This is a genomic window from Frankia nepalensis (genome assembly GCF_016786325.1).
Classification (GTDB): domain Bacteria; phylum Actinomycetota; class Actinomycetes; order Frankiales; family Frankiaceae; genus Pseudofrankia; species Pseudofrankia nepalensis.
Map to the genome: position 1 here is coordinate 24,805 of NZ_JADWYU010000093.1, position 16,841 is coordinate 41,645.

General features: G+C 75.0%; 14 protein-coding genes. 9 read left to right on the plus strand and 5 right to left on the minus strand.

Annotated elements, in window-relative coordinates; translation table 11 throughout:
• Positions 1 to 37: 37 nt before the first annotated feature.
• The 7 genes from I6A81_RS07030 to I6A81_RS07060 all read left to right on the plus strand — a co-directional run bounded on the left by I6A81_RS07030 (position 38) and on the right by I6A81_RS07060 (position 8,841).
• On the plus strand, positions 38 to 343 hold the full coding sequence (locus tag I6A81_RS07030; protein ID WP_203006527.1) for a glutaredoxin family protein: 306 nt from the start codon (positions 38 to 40) through the stop codon (positions 341 to 343).
• A 481-nt stretch (positions 344 to 824) separates the two neighbouring features.
• A complete protein-coding gene (locus I6A81_RS07035; protein ID WP_203006526.1) occupies positions 825 to 1,772 on the plus strand; it encodes a redox-sensing transcriptional repressor Rex in 948 nt (315 codons plus the stop codon).
• On the plus strand, positions 1,769 to 3,211 hold the full coding sequence (locus tag I6A81_RS07040) for a glutamyl-tRNA reductase (RefSeq protein ID WP_203006525.1): 1,443 nt from the start codon (positions 1,769 to 1,771) through the stop codon (positions 3,209 to 3,211). The genes I6A81_RS07035 and I6A81_RS07040 overlap by 4 nt, the downstream gene beginning before the upstream one ends.
• 164 nt (positions 3,212 to 3,375) lie before the next feature.
• Positions 3,376 to 4,446, plus strand: coding sequence for a hydroxymethylbilane synthase (gene hemC, locus I6A81_RS07045; protein ID WP_407661269.1), 1,071 nt, complete (start codon positions 3,376 to 3,378; stop codon positions 4,444 to 4,446).
• 4 nt (positions 4,447 to 4,450) lie between these two features.
• Positions 4,451 to 6,301: a bifunctional uroporphyrinogen-III C-methyltransferase/uroporphyrinogen-III synthase gene (locus I6A81_RS07050; RefSeq protein ID WP_203010129.1), complete on the plus strand. Its 1,851-nt coding sequence runs from the start codon at positions 4,451 to 4,453 to the stop codon at positions 6,299 to 6,301.
• A 128-nt stretch (positions 6,302 to 6,429) separates the two neighbouring features.
• A complete protein-coding gene (hemB, locus tag I6A81_RS07055; RefSeq protein ID WP_203003495.1) occupies positions 6,430 to 7,440 on the plus strand; it encodes a porphobilinogen synthase in 1,011 nt (336 codons plus the stop codon).
• A gap of 75 nt (positions 7,441 to 7,515) precedes the next feature.
• Positions 7,516 to 8,841: a glycosyltransferase gene (locus tag I6A81_RS07060; RefSeq protein ID WP_203003486.1), complete on the plus strand. Its 1,326-nt coding sequence runs from the start codon at positions 7,516 to 7,518 to the stop codon at positions 8,839 to 8,841.
• 175 nt (positions 8,842 to 9,016) lie between these two features.
• Here I6A81_RS07060 and I6A81_RS07065 read toward each other — a convergent pair whose 3' ends face one another.
• On the minus strand, positions 9,017 to 9,937 hold the full coding sequence (locus tag I6A81_RS07065) for a TIGR03564 family F420-dependent LLM class oxidoreductase (protein ID WP_203003485.1): 921 nt from the start codon (positions 9,935 to 9,937) through the stop codon (positions 9,017 to 9,019).
• Positions 9,938 to 10,132: 195 nt separating this feature from the next.
• On the opposite strand from I6A81_RS07065, the gene hemL reads away from it, so the two are divergent.
• Positions 10,133 to 11,515, plus strand: a complete 1,383-nt coding sequence (gene hemL, locus I6A81_RS07070; RefSeq protein ID WP_203003484.1) for a glutamate-1-semialdehyde 2,1-aminomutase — start codon at positions 10,133 to 10,135, stop codon at positions 11,513 to 11,515.
• Between the two features lie 137 nt (positions 11,516 to 11,652).
• Positions 11,653 to 12,270, plus strand: a complete 618-nt coding sequence (locus I6A81_RS07075; RefSeq protein WP_203003494.1) for a histidine phosphatase family protein — start codon at positions 11,653 to 11,655, stop codon at positions 12,268 to 12,270.
• A 99-nt stretch (positions 12,271 to 12,369) separates the two neighbouring features.
• Here I6A81_RS07075 and I6A81_RS07080 read toward each other — a convergent pair whose 3' ends face one another.
• The 4 genes from I6A81_RS07080 to I6A81_RS07095 all read right to left on the minus strand — a co-directional run bounded on the left by I6A81_RS07080 (position 12,370) and on the right by I6A81_RS07095 (position 16,693).
• Complete coding sequence (locus I6A81_RS07080; protein ID WP_203003483.1) at positions 12,370 to 13,035, minus strand: response regulator transcription factor; 666 nt, start codon at positions 13,033 to 13,035, stop codon at positions 12,370 to 12,372.
• Positions 13,036 to 13,299: 264 nt separating this feature from the next.
• The gene (locus I6A81_RS07085; protein ID WP_307874515.1) at positions 13,300 to 14,703 is read right to left on the minus strand and encodes a sensor histidine kinase; all 1,404 of its coding nucleotides are present in this window, start codon (positions 14,701 to 14,703) and stop codon (positions 13,300 to 13,302) included.
• A 95-nt stretch (positions 14,704 to 14,798) separates the two neighbouring features.
• Entirely contained in the window at positions 14,799 to 15,653 is an 855-nt protein-coding gene (locus I6A81_RS07090; protein ID WP_203003482.1) for an ABC transporter permease, read from the minus strand.
• Entirely contained in the window at positions 15,650 to 16,693 is a 1,044-nt protein-coding gene (locus I6A81_RS07095; protein WP_238429241.1) for an ABC transporter ATP-binding protein, read from the minus strand. Before I6A81_RS07095 ends, I6A81_RS07090 begins: the two co-directional genes overlap by 4 nt.
• Positions 16,694 to 16,841 lie beyond the last annotated feature (148 nt).

The following is a 16,841-nucleotide window of genomic DNA, read 5'->3' on the forward strand; positions in this document are numbered from 1 at the left end:
TCAGCGTCCCGGGACGTGGCGCGAGCGGGGTGGGCGGATGGGCGCGGCTGGGGCGGCCGGGGCGACGGGCGGCGAGGGCGCCGCGGACGCGGCGCGGATCACGCTGCTGACCAGGGTCGGCTGCCACCTGTGCGACGACGCGCGCGCGGCGGTCGCCAGGGTGGCGGGCGAGACCGGCGCCTCATGGCGGGAGCTGGACGTGGACGCGGACCCGGCCAGGGCCGACGAGTACGGCGACCGGGTCCCGGTGATCCTGGTCGACGGCAAGGAGCACGGCTACTGGCGGGTCGAGGAGGCCCGGCTGCGCGACGCGCTGGCCGGCCGCCGCTGGTCCCTGCGCTGACGCCGGCCCACCACGACAGTGGCCACCAAGACGGTGGCCACCGCGATGCTGGCTGGCTGATGCCGGCTCGTCGACGCCGGCCGTGGTGACGTTCGCGGGCACGCCGCCACCGGGCGCGCCGCCACCGGGCGCTCGCGTGGATCCCGCCGGGGCGCCTGGTGGTGCCGGGACCCTAGGCCCTGGCTGATCGGCTGTTCGGCCCTCTGGCATGCGGCTTACGTCCCGACCTGTCGCGTTCCGTGGTCCAGCCGGAGACAGGAAAGATGGGACGCGCGAGACTTTGTGAAGCCTTTCACGAAGTCGTAGACTGTTCGAACACTCACGGCCGGCGTCGCGCCGGCGGCCGGCCGCCCGGACCCAGCGCCACCGGACGGAGCCCACCCGGACAGACAGTGGACGCCACGACCACTTCCCACCCACGTTCCCACCCGCGCAGGCGACGCCTTCTCGCGGCCAGGACCGTCCCCAGGAGCCGCGCGTCATGAGCCAGTCCCGGCGCACGGCCCGGGAAAACCGGGCCCGCGCGGCGGTTCCGGAGGCGACCGTCGCCCGGCTGCCGCTCTACCTGCGGGTGCTCACCTCGCTCGGTGACGAGGGCGTCGAGACCGTGTCGTCGGACACGCTCGCCGCCGCCGCGGGAGTGACTCCCGCGAAGGTGCGCAAGGACCTGTCGTACCTGGGTTCCTATGGAACGAGAGGGGTCGGCTACGACGTCGACGTCCTGCTGGACCGCATCTCGACCCGCCTCGGGCTGACCGAGGACCGGGCCGTGATGCTCGTCGGGGTGGGTAACCTCGGGCACGCGCTCGCGCGCTACGGCGGGTTCCCAGCCCGCGGGTTCCGGATCGTCGCGCTCGTCGACGCGGATCCGGCTCGCGCCGGTGAGGTCGTCGGCGGCATCGCGGTCCGGCCGGTGGAGGACCTGGAAAGGCTGATCGAGGACTGTCAGGTGACGATCGGTGTGATCTGTACCCCGGCCGGGGCGGCGCAGCAGGTCTGCGACCGGCTGGTCGCGGCGGGGGTCACCAGCATCCTCAACTTCGCGCCGGTGGTGCTCACCGTCCCCAAAGAGGTCGACGTGCGTAAGGTCGATCTGGCGGTCGAGCTCCAGATCCTGTCGTTCCACGAGGCGCGTAAGCGCCCGGCCCGGGTCGGCGGCGCGCGTGTCCGACCGGTCCCCCCGGGCACGCTGCCCTCAGAGGCCGCCGGGTCCGGCGGGCTCGAGACGGCGGCACCGGCCCAGGTCACCGGGGTGGACGCGGCGACTGCTGGCGTCGGCCCGGACGGCGTGCGCATGGTGGACGCCGGCCCCGCGATCGCCGGGGCCGCGGACGGCGAGATCGTGGACGCCGGCACAGGCGGCCAGATGGATGGGATCGTACGCATGCGACACATCACAGCGGCCGGCACAGGAAGTGAGGCCTCGTGAGCCTGCTGGCGGTCGGGCTGAACCATCGGACGGCGTCGAACTCGTTACTGGAGCTCGCCGCGGTGTCGGGTGACGATGCCCCCAAGGTGCTCGGTGACCTGGTCCAGGCCGACCACATCGTCGAGGCCGTTGTGCTGTCCACGTGCAATCGCACCGAGATCTACGCCGAGGTCGACACCTTCCACGGTGGCCTCGCCGACATCTCCGACCAGCTGGCCCGGGTCTGCGGGGTCGAGCTGTCCGAGCTGTCGCCCCACCTGTACGTGCACCACGAGGCGCGCGCCGTCGGGCACCTGTTCGCCGTCGTCTGCGGGCTGGACTCGATGCTGGTCGGCGAGAGCCAGATCCTCGGGCAGGTCCGCGCGGCGTTCCGCGGCGCCCAGGCCGCCGGCGCGGCCGGCGGCGCGCTCGCCGCGCTGTTCCAGACCGCGCTGCGCGTGGGCAAGCGGGCGCACACCGAGACGTCGATCGACGCCGCCGGCGCCTCGATCGTCTCCGTCGGCCTGCAGATCGCCGCCGGGAGCCTGGACGTCCGCCGCCCGGAGCGGCTCTCCGCCGACGTGACGGCGCTGGGCGACGCGACGGTCCTGGGCGACGCGACGGCGCTGGCCGACGTGACGCCGTCTCCCGGGGCGAGCGCGGCCCCGCTGGACCCGTCCGCCGACCTGCCGCTGGACGGCTGCCGGGTGCTGATCATCGGTGCCGGCGCGGTCGGCGGCCTGACGGCGGCGACCGTCCGGCGGGCCGGCGCCCGCGAGCTGGCGGTCGCCAACCGCACCCCGGCGCGCGCGGCCGCGATCGCCGACAACCACGGCGCCCGCGTCGTCGGCCTGGCCGACCTGGCGCGTGAGATCGGCCTGGCCGACCTCGTGGTCTCCTCCACGGGAGCGACCGGGCTGGTGGTCGCCTACGAGATGGTCGAGCAGGCACTGGCCGCCCGGTCCGGGCGCCCGCTGGTGTTCCTCGACCTGGCGCTGCCGCACGACATCGACCCGGCCGTGCGCGAGCTGCCCGGCGTCGTCCTCGTCGACCTGGAGTCGCTGCGGGTCGCGCTCGAGGGCGCGCAGGTCTCGCATGACATGGAGGCGGTGCGCGCGCTGGTCTCCGCCGAGGTGACCGGGTTCCTGGCGCGGCGCGGCGCGGTCCGGGTGGCGCCCACGGTCGTGGCGCTGCGGGCCCAGGCCGCGGCCATCGCCTCCGACGAGCTGGACCGGCTGCGTGGGCGGCTGCCAGGGCTCGACGCGCGCGAGTGGGAAATGGTGACGGGCACCGTGCGGCGGGTCGTCGACAAGCTGCTGCATGCCCCGACCGTGCGCGTTCAGCAGCTCGCGAACGGACCCGGCGGGGATTCCTACGCCGAGGCGCTGCGAGAGCTCTTCGACCTGCCCAGAGAGGTCCCGGCCGTGGTGTCGGCCCCCGATCTGTTGGAGCAACCGTGACGTCTGTGTCCTCTGGGGCCAAGTTCGGGCCGGCGCCCCTGTCGTTCGCGTCCCTCGCCGCCGGGGAGCTGGCCCTGGCCGCGCCGGGCCCGGTGCCCGGCGCGCGGCGCGCCCGCCTGCGGCTGGGGACCCGCCGCTCCGCGCTGGCGCTCGCCCAGTCCGGGATGATGGCCGACGAGCTGCGTGCCCGGCTCGGCGTCGAGGTCGAGCTGGTGCACGTCGTGACCGAGGGCGACCGGAACCGGGCCGCCCTCAGCCAGATCGGCGGCACCGGGGTGTTCGTCAGCGCGTTGCGCGACGCGCTGCTCGCCGGCGAGATCGACCTCGCGGTGCACTCGCTCAAGGACCTGCCCACCGCCGCTCCGGCCGGGATCGCGCTGGCCGCGGTCCCGCCGCGTGAGGACGTCCGGGACGTGCTGGTCTCGCCGACCGGCCGCACGCTCGCCGAGCTCGGCCCCGGGGCCCGGGTCGGCACCGGCTCGCCGCGGCGGGCCGCGCAGCTGCTCGCCCTCGGCCTTGGCCTGGAAGTGGTGCCGATCCGCGGCAACGTGGACACCCGGATCAAGAAGGCGATCGACGGCGAGGTGGACGCCGTCGTGCTTGCCCGCGCGGGGCTCGCCCGTCTTGACCGGCTCGACGCGGTGACCGAGATCCTGGAGCCGGAGGTGATGCTTCCGGCGCCGGGACAGGGCGCGCTCGCCATCGAGTGCCTGGCCGCGGCGACGGCCCCGGCGGGGCTGACGACGGGCTGCCCGGTGGTCCCGGACGGGAATGTCACGGGAGTCGGCGGGGCGGCTACCGGGGGAAGCGGAGTTGGGGCTCCGCTTGCCGAGCTGCTACGGTTTGTGCTCGACGACGCACCGTCGTCCGTGGCGGTCAGGGCCGAACGTGCCTTCCTGGCGGCGATCGAGGCGGGATGCACCGCCCCGGTCGGCGCCTTGGCGCGGCTCACGCCCGTTGCCGGTGGCGCCGCGGCCGCTCGTGGACAGAACTCTGTCGGCGAACGATCGCGACGCCATGACGTGGACTCGGCTGACCAGGACCTGGCTGGCCCGGGCGGCGTCGCTGTCGGCGCGGGCGAGCTTCGCCTGCGCGCGGTGGTCGCGTCGCCGGATGGCCGGACCGTCCTGCGCCGCGAGCTCACCGGTCCGACCGCTGATCCGGAGGCGCTGGGCAAGCGCCTCGCGGACGACCTGCTGTCCGCCGGAGCACACACGCTGATGGGAACCCGCTGACGTCATGGCCACTCCTCGACGAACCAAGAAGCCCGTGTCCCCGGTCGCCCTGGTGGGCGCCGGGCCCCGTGACCCCGGCCTGCTGACCGTGCTGGCCGTCGAGACCCTCAAGGCCGCCGACGTCGTCGTCGCCGACCCCGACGTGGCCCCCGCCATCCTCGAGCCACTGTCCGCCGAGGTGCTCAAGATCGGCGACCTGGACGCGCCGAAGCCGATCCGCGACGCGGAGAGCGCGACGGCCGCCGTGGTCAGTCGCGCGCGCGCCGGTGAGAAGGTCGTGCGGCTGTACTCCTCCGACCCGTGGCTGACCCGGATCGGCGCGAACGACGCCCAGTCGCTCGCGAAGGCCAAGATCCCCTACAAGGTCATCCCCGGTGTGGCCACCGGCGCCGCCGTCGCCACCTACGCGGGTGTGGCTCCCGGCCTGCCCGTGACCTACGCCAGCACCACCGGCGTGTTCTCCGCCAGCGGCGAGCTGCCCGCGGCCTCCCCGTTCGGCCCCGACGCGGTCGGCCTCGGCTCGTCGCCGTTCGGGTCGAACCGGCTGATCGGCCGCCCGCTCGGCGGCACCCTGGGCGGCGGTCTCGGGGGTGGCCTGGGCGGCGGTCTCGGGGGCGGCGGGCTGGGCGGTCTCGGGGGTGGCCTCGGCGGCGGCCTCGGCCTGGGCGGCGGGTTCGGGGGGTTGGGCAGCGGCACGGTCGCGGGCGTGTCCGACCTGGACTGGGCGGGCCTCGCCCAGACCCCGGGCACACTGGTGATCACGGCCGCGCCGAACGAGATCGGCAAGGTCGCCACGGCGCTGGTCGAGCACGGCCGGCCCGGCGACACGCCGACCGCCGTGACCGTCGACGGCACCACCACCGACCAGCGCACCGTCAGCTCCACCCTCGACCGGGTCGAGGGGGACTGCGCCCCGCTGCTGGCCAACTCCAGCCAGCCGGTCGCCCAGGTGGTCCTGTCGATCGGCCCGGTGGTCGCGACCCGCGCCAAGCTGTCCTGGTGGGAGACCCGGGCGCTGTTCGGCTGGACCGTGCTCGTGCCCAGGACCAAGGAGCAGGCCGCGATCCTGTCCGACCTGCTGCGCTCGCACGGCGCGAGCCCGCTCGAGGTGCCGACGATCGCCGTCGAGCCGCCGCGCACCGCCGCCCCGATGGAGCGGGCGATCACCGGCCTGGTCTCGGGGCGCTACCAGTGGGTCGCGTTCACCTCCGTCAACGCCGTCAAGGCGGTGCAGGAGAAGGTCGAGGAGCGCAGCCTGGACGCCCGCTCGTTCGCCGGCGTGAAGGTCGCCGCGATCGGCGAGGCGACAGCCGAGGCGCTGCGCACGTTCGGCATCCGGCCCGACCTGGTACCCACGGGGCAGCAGTCCAGCGAGGGCCTGCTCGCCGACTGGCCGCCGTATGACAGCTCGCTCGACCTGCTTGACCGGGTGCTGCTGCCGCGCGCCGACATCGCCACCGAGACGCTGGAGGCCGGGCTCAAGGAGCGTGGCTGGCAGGTCGACGACGTCACCGCGTACCGCACGGTGCGCGCCGCGCCGCCGCCCGCCCCGATCCGCGAGGCGCTCAAGGGCGGCCGGGTCGACGCCGTCGTGTTCACCTCCTCCTCGACCGTGCGCAACCTGGTCGGCATCGCGGGCAAGCCGCACGAGACGACCGTGATCGCCTGCATCGGCCCGGCGACCGCCGCCACCGCCCAGGAGCTGGGCCTGCGGGTCGACGTGCAGGCGTCGGAGGCGACGATCCCCGCGCTGGTCACCGCGCTCGCCGAGTTCGCCGCCGAGCACCGCGAGGAGCTCGGCAAGGTCGGCCCGCTGGCCGCCCGCCTGCCCAAGCCGCGCCGAGGCCGCCGGTGAGCGCAGGAGCAAGTGAGCGGAGTGGTCGTCCGAGGCGGACCTCCCAGATCGGCTTCGCCGATCCGGCAGGGACCCCGGAGGACGGCCGCGGAGTGAGTGCGGCGACGGAGCGAACCCGAGACACGGTAATGGCCACCGGCCCGCGCCCGGCCGCCGGCTTCCCGCTGGCGCGGCCGCGGCGGCTGCGGCGCACGCCGGCGCTGCGCCGCCTGGTCGCGGACGTGCGGCCGCACCCGGCGGACCTGGTGCTGCCGATGTTCGTCAAGGAGGGCGTGCCCGAGCCGGTGCCGGTGGCCTCGATGCCGGGCGTCGCGCAGCACACCAGGGACTCGCTGCGCAAGGCCGCCGCGGCGGCGGCCGAGGCGGGAGTCGGCGGGATCATCCTGTTCGGCGTCCCCGCGGTCAAGGACGCGCGTGGCTCGTCCGCCGACGACCCGGACGGGATCGTGCAGCTCGCGATCGCCGATCTGGTGGCCGAGGTCGGCGGCGACGTCGTCGTGATGGCCGACCTGTGCCTGGACGAGTACACCGACCACGGGCACTGCGGCCTGCTGACCGAGTCGGGCGACGTCGACAACGACGCGACGCTCGAGCGGTACGCGAGCATCGCGCTGGCGCAGGCGCGCGCCGGCGTCCAGGTGGTCGCGCCGAGCGGGATGATGGACGGCCAGGTCGGGGCGATCCGGGCCGCCCTCGACGGCGCCGGGTTCACCGACCTGCCGGTGCTGGCCTACTCGGCGAAGTACGCGTCGGCGTTCTACGGCCCCTTCCGGGACGCCGCGGAGTGCGCTCCCCAGTTCGGCGACCGGGCGGGCTACCAGCAGGACCCCGCGCGCTCGGCGGCGGAGGCGCTGCGCGAGGTCGCGCTGGACCTGGCCGAGGGCGCGGACGCGGTGATGGTCAAGCCGGCACTGGCCTACCTGGACGTGCTGCGCGCGGTCGCCGACGCCGTCGACGTCCCGGTGGCCGCCTACCAGGTCTCCGGCGAGTACGCGATGGTGGAGGCCGCGGCCGCCGCTGGCTGGGTCGACCGCGAACGGGTGATCGACGAGACGCTGACGGCGATCCGCCGAGCCGGCGCCGACATCATCCTCACCTACTGGGCCACCGAGGTCGCCACCCGGCTCGCCCGCGGCTGACCAGGAGCCGTCCGCCCGTCCGCCGTGCCGTGGCGGCGCGCGCCACCAGTCGGCCGCCGTGGCAGGCTACTGAGAGTGACGGGCCAGATAGCGCTGACGGCGCTGACGATCGTGGCGGGCGTCGCGCTCGCCGGCTGGGTGTGGCTGGTCGCCTGCTGGGGCGGCTACTGGCGGACCGACCAGCGGCTGCCGGCGCGCCGCGCGCCGGCCGGGTGGCCGGCGGTCGCGGTCGTCGTCCCCGCCAGGGACGAGGCCGACGTGCTGCCGCTGACCCTGCCGTCCCTGCTCACCCAGGACTATCCCGGCCCGGTGACGCTGGTGCTCGTCGACGACGGCAGCACCGACGGCACCGCCGAGGTCGCCCGTGACCTGGCCGCCCAGGAACTCGCCCGCCGGGCCGCCGCCCGGGACGCCGGTGACTCCGCCGCGCTCGGCGGCGTCGGGCTCACCGTGCTGTCGTCCACCTCGCCACCGCCCGGCTGGACCGGGAAGCTCTGGGCGCTGCAGCATGGCGTGGAGTTCGCCGGCGAGGCCGAGTTCGTGCTGCTCACCGACGCCGACATCGCCCACCGGCCCGGCTCGCTGCGGGCGCTCGTCGAGTCGGCGACGACGCACCGGCTCGACATGGTCTCCCAGGTGGCGCGGCTGAACATCTCCACCCGCTGGGAGCGGCTCATCGTCCCGGCGTTCGGGTACTTCTTCGCGATGCTGTACCCGTTCCGCTGGTCCAACCGGCCGCGGTCGGCGGTCGCGGCGGCCGCAGGCGGCTGCTCCATGGTCCGCCGGCGGGTGCTGCTCGAGGCCGGCGGGCTCGCCGCCGTGCGCGGCGCCGTGATCGACGACGTGGCGATCGCCCGGCTGGTCAAGAAGGCCGGCGGGCAGACCTGGCTGGGGCTGGCCGACCGGGTGGACAGCGTGCGGCCTTACCCGAGGCTCGCCGACCTGTGGAACATGGTCGCCCGCGGCGCCTACACCCAGCCGCGGCACTCCAGGCCGCTGCTCGCCGCGGCCGCCGCCGGTTTGGTGCTGCTGTTCGCCGTCCCGGTGGCGGCCACGGTGACCGGGCTCGCGGCCGGCGCGCCGCTGCTCGCCGTGCTCGGCGGGGCCGGCTGGCTGTTGCTCACGGCCAGCTACGTCCCGATGATCCGTTACTACCGCCAGCCGCTGCCGGCCGCGCTGCTGCTGCCGATCACGGCGATGTTCTACCTGGGGATGATCGTCGACTCGGCCCGCCGCCACTTCGCCGGCCGAGGCGCCACCGGGAAGGGCCGTACCTACCGCACGCTGATCACCAGCGGTGCCACCGACGCCGAGGGCGCCGGCGCCGCCGTGGCCGGGCCGCGGAGCCCGGCCGACGACGACCCGCTAGCGCGGCCGTCCGGGACGGGCACCCGCGGGTAGGGGTCGTCAGCCGGACCGACCGGGGACCCCCGAAAACACCTTCAAATGCCCGCGCGAGGGTAGCCGGGCCAGTAGGCCCGGCATGCAGAAAGTCCGGCACGCAGGACGCCCGGCATTGCGGGCGGCCCGGCGTCCGGGCGCGCGGCGCCGGGCAGGACGCGGGCCCGCGGCCCGGTCAGGCGCCGCGCGCCAGGGTGCGCAGCAGGGCGCCCGTGCGCTCCTCCTCGGCGCTGCCAGCCTTGGCGAACGGGACGGCCACGAAGTCGGTGGCGCCGGCGACCCCGAGGGCGGCGATCCTGGCCGCGCACGCGTGCTCGTCGCCGATGATCGCCACGTCGGCCGGGCCGGCGGCGCCCTCCCGGTCGAGCATCGCCCGGTACGACGGCAGATGGCCGTAGACCGCGAAGGTCTGGCTCGCCAGGGCGTGCGCGGCGGCGGCGTCGCTGGTGACGCAGAGCGGAAGCGCGGCGACCACCCGGGGCTCCGGCTTGCCGGCCGCCTCGGCCGCCGCCCGGATCGTCGGCGCGATGTGGTCGCGGATGGTCGCCGTTCCGGTCATCCACAGCACGGTGCCGTCGGCCCGCTGGCCCGCGAGCTTCAGCATCGTCGGCCCGAGCGCCGCGACCAGCACCGGGACCCGCCCCAGCCGGGGGGTCGTGAGGCCGGCCGCCGCCCGCAGCGTCTCGCCCTTGACGTCCACCGGCTGACCGTCGAGCAGCGGCAGCAGCGCCGAGAGGTACTCCGCCATGTGCCGCGCCGGGCGCTCGAAGCTGTAACCCAGCATGTCCTCGATCACCAGCCGGTGCGACAGCCCGATGCCGAGCGTGAGCCGGCCACCGGTGGCGAGCGCCGCCGTCAGTGTCTGCTGCGCCAGCACCACCGGATGGCGGGGGTAGGTGGGCACCACCGCGGTGCCGACCTCGATCCCGGGCACCTGGCCGCCGACGACGGCCAGCGTGGTCAGCGCGTCCAGGCCGAAGATGTTGGTCATCCACGCGGACGCGAGCCCGTCGTCGGCGGCACGGGCGAGCGCGTCGCGCACCCGCGCGAGCGCGTCCTGGCCGCCGGGATCCGGCAGCACCGTCCCAATACGCATGACGACTCCGATCGTTCGGCAGTTTGTGACAACTTGTCGTGATGACTGTCACTATCACGGCTCTGGCTGACGGGTCGTCAGGAGCGGGCCCGTGCGCCCAGAGGCGCTTCTGTGAGTTGGCTCACGGCCCTCCTCGGGGTAAAGAGCGCCACTGGGTCGCGAGTGGAGCCCGACCAACCTGCGAGGATCGGGGGCATGCACCTTCCCGCAGCCGGCACGGTGGGCCCGTCCGCGGCCCCGGCCTCCGAGCACCTTTATGCCCGCGCCAGGAGGGTCACGCCCGGCGGCGTCAACTCCCCGGTCCGGGCGTTCCGGGCGGTCGGGGGGGTGCCGCGGTTCATGGTGTCCGGGAAGGGCGCCTACCTGACCGACGCGGACGGGCGCCGCTACGTCGATCTGGTCTGCTCCTGGGGGCCGATGATCCTCGGCCACGCGCACCCGGACGTCGTCGACGCGCTGCGTGCCGCGGCGGCGAGCGGCACCAGCTTCGGCACGCCCACGCCGGGCGAGGTGGAGCTGGCGGAGGCGCTGGTGAACCGGGTCGGCCCGCTGGAGCAGGTGCGGCTGGTCAACTCCGGCACCGAGGCGACGATGAGCGCTGTACGCCTGGCCCGCGGCTTCACCGGACGATCGAAGATCGTCAAGTTCGCCGGCTGCTACCACGGCCACGTCGACGCGCTGCTCGCGTCGGCCGGCTCGGGGATCGCGACGCTGGGCCTGCCGGACACGCCGGGCGTGACCGGCGCGGCGACCGCCGACACGATCGTCCTGCCGTACAACGACCTCGCCCTCGTCGACGCGGTGTTCTCCGAGCAGGGCGACCAGATCGCCGCGGTCATCACCGAGGCCGTCGCGGCGAACATGGGGGTCGTCCCGCCGCTGCCGGGATTCAACGCCGGGCTGCGGCGGCTCTGCGACCAGCACGGGGCGCTGTTCGTCTTCGACGAGGTGATGACCGGCTTCCGGGTGTCGCGGGCCGGCTGGTGGGAGATCGAGGGCGTCGCGGAGGGCTGGGCGCCAGACCTGTTCACCTTCGGCAAGGTGATGGGCGGCGGCCTGCCGGCCGCCGCGTTCGGCGGCCGGGCGGAGATCATGTCCCGGCTGGCGCCGGCCGGGCCGGTCTACCAGGCGGGGACGCTGTCCGGGAACCCGCTGGCCGTGGCCGCCGGCCTCGCCACGCTGAAGGCCTGCACCGAGGAGGTGTACGCCACCGTCGACGCCCGCGCCGCGGACGTCGCGGGCATCGTCTCCACCGCGCTGACCGAGGCGGGGGTGGCCCATCTGCCGTCGAGCGCGGGCAACCTGTTCAGCTTCTTCTTCACCGAGGCCGCCGCCGTCATCGACTACGCCGGCGCGACCGCGCAGAACGCGGCCCAGTACGGGGCGTTCTTCCACAGCATGCTCGACGCCGGCATCTACCTGCCGCCGTCCGCCTTCGAGGCCTGGTTCGTCTCCGCGGCCCACGACGACGAGGCCGTCGAGCGGATCGCCGCGGCCGCCCCCGCCGCGGCCCGCGCCGCCGCCGCGGTCGCCGATCCACCGAGCGCCGCCGGCGCGGGCGGAGCGCTGACGCCGTGAACGCGAGCGAGGTCCCCGCGCCCGAGCGGGACGTCCAGACGGCGGATGAACGGGACGGGCGGACGGCGGCGGACACCGAGCCCGGGACGACCACCAGACCGGAGACGGCCACCGAGCCCGGGACGACCACCGTCCACCTGGTGCGCCACGGTGAGGTGTTCAACCCGGAGAAGATCCTCTACGGCCGGCTGCCGAACTACCGCCTGTCCGACGCCGGCCAGCGGCAGGCAAAGGTCACCGCGGAGTTCCTCGCCGAGTTCGACGTCGCCGCCGTGGTCGCGAGCCCGCTGCTGCGCGCCCAGCAGACCGCCGCGCCGATCGCCGCCGCCCACAGGCTGCCGGTGCTCGTCGACCACCGGCTGATCGAGAGCCGCAACTACTTCGAGGGCCGGACCTTCGAGGCGAGCCCCCGGCTGCTGCGCGACCCGAAGATGTGGGCGGTGCTGCGCAATCCGCTGCGCCCGTCCTGGGGTGAGCCCTACACCGAGATCGCCGAGCGGATGCTGCGCGCCGCCGCCGACTGGCGCGACGCGCACCCCGGCCGGCACGTCGTGCTGGTCAGCCACCAGCTGCCGGTCTGGACCGCGCGGCGCGCCCTCCAACGCGAGCGGCTCTTCCATCGGCCCGACCGGCGCCAGTGCGCGCTGGCGAGCGTCACCTCGGCCGTCTACAGCGCCGGGGACGCCCTCCTGCGCGTCGACTACGCCGAGCCCAACGGCCCCACCGCCAGCGGCGCCGGCTCCGTCGGAGCCTGACCACCAGGCCTGGGCGCCGGCGTCGCCGCATACCTCGTGGTCGCGGAATCCGGGCGGACCACGACCACGAGGTATGCGCCCATGCCCCGGATGTTCCAGCTACTGGGAACGGGGCGTGATGGGCGGGAGGAGGCCGCGCTCGAGGGCGACGGTGACGGCGCGGGTGCGGTCGTCGACCTGGAGCTTGGCGAAGATCCGCAGCAGGTGGGTCTTGACGGTGGCCTCGCCGATGAACAGCTCGCGGGCGATCTCGGCGTTGGTCCCGCCGCGGGCGACCGCCGCGAGCACCTCGGTCTCGCGGCGGGTCAGCGCGACCGGCTCGGGCGCGCGCAGCCGGGAGGCCAGCCGGGCGGCGACGGGCGGCGCGAGCACGGTCTCGCCGCGCGCCGCCGCGCGGATCGCCTCGGCGAGCGCGTCGAGCGGGGCGTCCTTGAGCAGGTAGCCGGCCGCTCCGGCGGCGACGGCGCGGACGATGTCGGCGTCGCCGTCATAGGTGGTCAGCACCAGCACGGCGACGTCCGGATGGGCGGCGCTGATCCGCTCGATCGCCGCCACGCCGTCCAGCCGCGGCATCCGCAGGTCCATCAGCACGACGTCGGGGCGCAGCTCGCCGACCTGGGCGACGGCCTGCTCACCGTCCGCCGCGGTGCCGACGACCCGCAGGTCGGGCTCGCCGGCGAGCATCCCGACCAGGCCGGACCGCACCACCGGGTGGTCGTCGGCCACCAGCACGCCGATCGTCGCCCGCTCGTCCACCGCCGCCACCGTCCGCGCTCCTCCTCGTGCGCTCGAGCCCTTGGCGTGCTCGAACCGTTCGTGTCGTGGGCCGTTCGCGCCCGCGAGCCCGTCCGCGCACGGGTCCAGCTCCAATCGTCGGCCAATCGATGCCGCCACGATCCGCGAGCCCGTCCGCGCACGGGTCCAGCCGTCGGCCGCCAGTCGCCGCCACGTCGGCTGCCGCCCGTCGCCGTCCGCCTGCCCGATGCCGCCCGCCCGGCGCGCGCCAGTGGCCGGTGCCCGCGGCGCCGGTCACTGGCCGCTGACCACGCGGGCCACGACCTGGGTGCCGGCGCCGGGGGTCGACGTCACCACCAGCTCGCCACCGGCCTCCTCGACGCGGCGGCGCAGGCCGGTCAGGCCGCTGCCCGTCGCGGCGCCGACGGCGAAGCCGACCCCGTCGTCGACGATGCGCATCGTCACCTCGCCGGGCCGCGTGGTCGCCAGCGTGAGGCTCACCCGGCGCGGGGAGGCGTGCCGGCGGGCGTTGGTGAGCGCCTCCTGGGCGGCGCGCAGCAGCACCAGCTCCTCGGCCGGGCGCAGCCCCAGCTGCCCGCCGTCGGCCGGCGGATCGCCGTCCTGCGCCGGGCCGGTGAGGGACAGGTCGACCTCGATGCCCGTCTCGCGGGTGAACCGGGCGGCGAGCTGGGCGAGCGCGTCGCGCAGGCTGGTGCCGTCCAGCTCCACCGGTGACTGCGCGGCGACCAGTGCCCGCGCCTGCGCGAGGTTCTCGCCGGCGACCTCCTCGACCAGCTCGAGGCGTTCGCGCGCCGCCGCCGGGTCCGTCGCGAGCTGGGCCATCGCGGTGCGGGCCAGCATGAGGATGCTGGTGTAGCCCTGCGCGAGGGTGTCGTGGACGTCGCGGGCCAGCCGCTCGCGTTCCGCCTGCGCGCCGCGCTCCCGCTCCAGCGTCGTGACCTCGGCCTTCGCCCGTTCGAGCTGTTCGATGAGGCGGGCCTGTACCCGGCTCCGGTCGAACAGGACGTTGATCCAGAGGCCGATGAGGAGGCTGAACGCGACCCCGGTCAGCTGGCCGCCGATCACCTGGACGACCGACTCGCGCGCCTGGACCTGGTGCAGGATGAGCCCGCCGAGGCTCGTGGCGAGCACCAGCAGGGTCCAGACGACGCCGGGGAGGCGCCGGCCGACGAGGGACCACACCTGCGGGTAGGCGATGAACAGGATGAACAGCGCGTCCGGTACCGCCCTCGCCAGCACCCCGAGGCCCGCGACGAGCACCACCAGGTACGCCGTCGCGAGGTAGGACGCGCGGCGCGAGCGCCCGTCGGACTCCATCCCGACGCGTCCGGCGACGGCGTACGCGACCGCGATCGCGCCGATCGCGCCGAGCGCCACCGGCCGCGCCCAGCTCTCCGACTTCTCGGTGGTCAGCACCGCGAGCGCGGCGAGGGCCATGAGGAGCGCGAAGGCCAGGTGCAGGCCGACGAGTACCCGATGCCAGATCTGCGCCCCCAGGGGCGCCTCGTCGTAGTCCGACCGGTCGGCCAGCAGGGACGAGGCGGCGATCCGCCGCCAGCGCGCCGTCGCGGGTTCCGCGCGCCCGGCGGTCACGGCCGTCGTCACTGGTGTCGTCGACGGCTGTGCCGCCGTCGCCGTCGTCCCCGCCGCCACCGGTGCCTGCGAACTCACCGCCACGATCCGTCCTTCGTCCGGGTGGGAAAGCGTGCCTCTCGTGAACTACCGCCGCGGGAAGTGTGCCTCCCGCGGCGGCGTCCTGTCGGTGGTGGTCGTCACGCCGGGCGCCGCCAGCGGAAGCGCCGGGCGCAGACGGCGACACCGACGACCACCCAGGCAGCGAGGATGAGCGCCGTCAGGCCGTGCTCCCAGCTGCCGGCCACCTCCGCGCTGGCGGCCGCGTCGGGCAGGAACACCGAGCGCATCCCCTGGGTCAGCCACTTCAACGGGAAGACGCTCGCGATTGCCTGCATCCAGCCGGGCAGGCTGCTGTAGACGAAGAACACCCCGGAGAAGAACTGCAGGATGAGCGCGATCGGGACGATGACCGTGTCGGCGTTCTTCGCCGACTTCGGCAGCAGCGACACGGCGAAGCCAAGCGCCGTCCCGGCCAGCGTGCCCAGCAACGTCACCCAGGCGAACGTCAGCCAGTGCGCCGCGTCCACCGGCAAAGGAACGTCGAAGGCGAAGCGCGCGACCATGACGAGCAGGGCCAGCTGGGCGACGGTCGTGACCAGCACCTGCGCCGCCTTGCCGGCCAGGTAGGAGATCGCCGGCGTGCCGAGGGCCTGGAGCCGGGCGAGCTCGCCGGCGTCGCGCTCGTTCGCGATCCGGATCCCCAGCTGCTGGAACGTGTTGAGGATGATGCCGGTCGCCGCGATCCCGGCGGTGAAGTACTGGACGTAGGTGACACCGCCCTCGACCGTGTCGGCCGGGCTGATCGATCCGAAGATCACCAGCATGATGATCGGGTAGAAGAAAGAGAAGATCATCGCCTGGCGCGCGCGCACGTAGAGCCGCAGCTCGAGCACGGCGCGCGCGCGGGCGATCCGCGCCGCGCTAGGCGGCGCCGGGACCGACCTCGTGGCTGGTCCGGTGGCGCTCGTGGCTGGTTCGGTGGCGGTGGTCATGACCCACTCCTGGTGACGGCGCGCGGCTGGCGCGGCGGCTCGGGTTCGGAAGACCGGTTGGCTGGGCCGTCGGCTCGCGCGGTGGATCCGGCCGCGCCGCCGGGCGTGGCGTCGCGCGCGTCCCGGCCGGCGGCCGCGTCGTCGGTGGCGGTGTCGTCGCCGGCAGTGTCGTCGCCGGCGGCGGTTCCGGCGGTCTCGGGGCTCGCGGTGGCCAGCAGCTCGAGGTAGATGTCCTCGAGCGTGGGGCGGCGGATCTCCAGGTCCTCGATCTCGCCGTCGGGCGTCTCGGCCAGCAACTGGCGCGCGAGGGCCGTCGGGGTCCGCGTGACGACCTCCCGGACCAGGGCGCCGGCGCGCCAGCGGACGGTCGCGCCGCCGCGCAGCTCGCCGCCGAACTCGGCCGTCGGGGCGACCTGCAGCAGCCGCCCGCCCGCGATCACCCCGACCCGGTCGGCCAGCTGCGCCGCCTCGTCGAGGTAGTGGGTGGTGAGCAGGATCGTCGTGCCCTCGGCGCGCAGCTGGCCGACCAGCTCCCACAGCTGGCGGCGGGCCTGCGGGTCGAGGCCGGTGGTCGGCTCGTCGAGGAAGAGCAGCTCCGGGTGGCCCTGCACGCCGAGCGCGACGTCGAGCCGGCGCCGCTGGCCCCCGGACAGGTTGGCGATGCGGGTGCCCGCCTTCCCGGTGAGCCCGACGGCCTCGATCAGTTCGTCGGTCGGCCGCGGCGCCGCGTGGTAGGCGGCGAAGTGCCGGACGGCCTCGGCGACGCTGAGGTCGAGCGCCGCGCCGGTCGACTGCGCGACCACGCCGATCCGCGAGCGCCACCGCCGGTTGGCCTTGGCCGGGTCGTGCCCGAGCACGCGGACCTGGCCGCCGTCCCGGGAGCGGAAGCCCTCCAGGATCTCGATGGTGGTCGTCTTGCCCGCGCCGTTCGGGCCGAGCAGGGCGAAGCACTCACCGGCCTCGATGGTCAGGTCGAGGTCGTGTACGACGGCCCGTCCGTCGTAGGTCTTGCGCAGTGCCGATATCTCAATCGCTGGCATGCCAGCATGATCTCCGCCGCCGGCTGCCGCCCGGAACCACCGCGCGGTGGTACCGGTGGTCCACCGATCGGTGGACCCAGGCCGGGTCCACCCATCGTCGATTCCCTGATCGCGCGGGCCGGTGCCCGCGCGGCCGGGCGGCGCGCTG